The organism is Pseudonocardia sp. SID8383 (genome assembly GCF_009864975.1).
GTDB classification, from domain to species: domain Bacteria; phylum Actinomycetota; class Actinomycetes; order Mycobacteriales; family Pseudonocardiaceae; genus Pseudonocardia; species Pseudonocardia alni.
Genome location: NZ_WWFY01000999.1, coordinates 1 through 1,831 on the forward strand (window position 1 = coordinate 1; position 1,831 = coordinate 1,831).

The following is a 1,831-nucleotide window of genomic DNA, read 5'->3' on the forward strand; positions in this document are numbered from 1 at the left end:
CGGCGAGGGGCGCCGTGGCCGGGCTGTCCGGCGAGCTCGCCCGGGTCGTGGAGCTGACCAACGCCGAGCGGGCCGCCGCGGGCTGCGGTGCGCTGCGGGCCGACCCGCGGATCAGCGCGGCCGCCCAGGGCCACAGCGAGGACATGGCCGCCCAGGGCTACTTCGCCCACGACAGCCGCGACGGCCGGGACTTCACCGACCGCATCACCGCGGCGGGCTACGACTCCCCCGGCGCGGAGAACATCGCGATGGGCCAGCCGGACGCGGCGACCGTCGTGCAGGACTGGATGGAGTCCCCCGGGCACCGGAAGAACATCCTGGACTGCTCGCTGACCACGATCGGCATCGGGCTGGCCGACGGGTACTGGACCCAGGACTTCGGCCGCTGAGGCCGGCTCAGCCGTCGAACCGGTACCCCATCCCCGCCTCGGTGATCAGGTACTTCGGCCGTGACGGCACCGGCTCCAGCTTGCGCCGCAGCTGGGCGAGGTAGACCCGCAGGTAGTGGGTCTCGGTGCCGTACTGCGGACCCCAGACCTCGCGCAGCAGCCGCTTCTGCTCGACGAGCTTGCCGCGGTGGCGCACCAGCAGCTCCAGGATCCCCCACTCGGTCGGGGTCAGGTGCACCTCGGCGCCGTCGGCGCGCGCGACCGTCTTGGCAGCGAGGTCGACGGTGAAGTCCGCGGTGGTGACCACGGCCTCGCCGTCGACGGTCGACACGGCGGCGCGGCGCACCGCGGCCCGCAGCCGGGCCAGCAGCTCGGACATCCCGAACGGCTTGGTGACGTAGTCGTCGGCGCCGGCGTCGAGCGCCCGGACCTTGTCGGTGGAGTCGGTGCGCGCGGACAGCACGATCACCGGCACCGTGCTCCACCCGCGCAGCCCCTCGACGACCTCGGTGCCGTCGAGGTCGGGCAGCCCCAGGTCGAGGACGACGACGTCCGGATGCCCGTCCGCGGCCGCCCGCAGCGCGGCCGAGCCGTCGGCGGCGACGAGCACCGTGTAGCCGTGCGCGGTGAGGTTGATCCGCAGGGCCCGGAGGATCTGCGGGTCGTCGTCGACGACGAGCACCCGCACCCCGTTCGCTGCGCCGCGCGCGGGCGCGTTCACGACGCCACCACGACGGCCGCGGCGGGCAGCGACACGACGACGGTGAGGCCCCCGCCGGGCGTGTCCTCGGCGGTGAGCCCGCCGTCCATCACCGCGGTCAGCCCGCGGGCCACCGACAGTCCCAGCCCGAGCCCGGCCACGGCGTCGCGGTCGCCGAGCCGCTGGAACGCCGCGAACAGCGCGTCCCGCTCGCGGGGGGCCACCCCGCGGCCGTGGTCGACCACCCGCAGCTCCACCCGGTCGCCGTAGGCGCTGGCCCGCAGCGCGACCTCGGACCCGCCGCCGTGGCGCAGGGCGTTGTCCACGACGTTGGCGACGACCCGGTCCAGGAGCCCGGCGTCGGCGAGCACGTCGGGCACGTCCTCGCCGATCTCCAACCGGACCCGGTCGGCGCCCTCCAGGCCGAGCAGCGCGGTCGCGGCGACCTCGTCGTAGCCGACCGGGGCGAGCAGCGGGGTCACCGCGCCCGCGGCGAGCCGCGAGGAGTCGAGCAGGTTGTCCACCAGCGCGGTGAGCCGGTCCGCGGACTCCTCGACGGTGGCGAGCAGCTCGGCGCGGTCGGCGTCGTCGAGGGGCAGGTGCTCGTCGCGCAGGCTACCCGCGGCCGCCTTGATCGAGGTCAGCGGGCTACGGAGGTCGTGCCCGACGGCCGACAGCAGCGCCCCGCGGGTCTCGTTGGCCGCCGCGCGCCGCTCGGCGTCGGCGGCGCCGGCCTCGGCGC

Annotated in this window: 3 protein-coding genes; 1 reads left to right on the plus strand and 2 read right to left on the minus strand. The window is 76.0% G+C overall.

What is annotated here, in order from left to right; translation table 11 throughout:
• Window positions 1–389 (plus strand): CAP domain-containing protein (locus GTW08_RS24140; RefSeq protein ID WP_161152574.1); only part of this gene is annotated, 389 nt, incomplete at its 5' end.
• Window positions 390–396: 7 nt separating this feature from the next.
• On the opposite strand, the gene GTW08_RS24145 is transcribed toward GTW08_RS24140, so the two are convergent.
• Both GTW08_RS24145 and GTW08_RS24150 read right to left on the minus strand, forming a co-directional pair.
• Window positions 397–1,110: a response regulator gene (locus GTW08_RS24145; protein ID WP_301549160.1), complete on the minus strand. Its 714-nt coding sequence runs from the start codon at window positions 1,108–1,110 to the stop codon at window positions 397–399.
• Window positions 1,107–1,831: sensor histidine kinase (locus GTW08_RS24150; protein ID WP_237454129.1), on the minus strand; the 725-nt coding region annotated here is incomplete at its 5' end. The genes GTW08_RS24150 and GTW08_RS24145, both read right to left, overlap by 4 nt.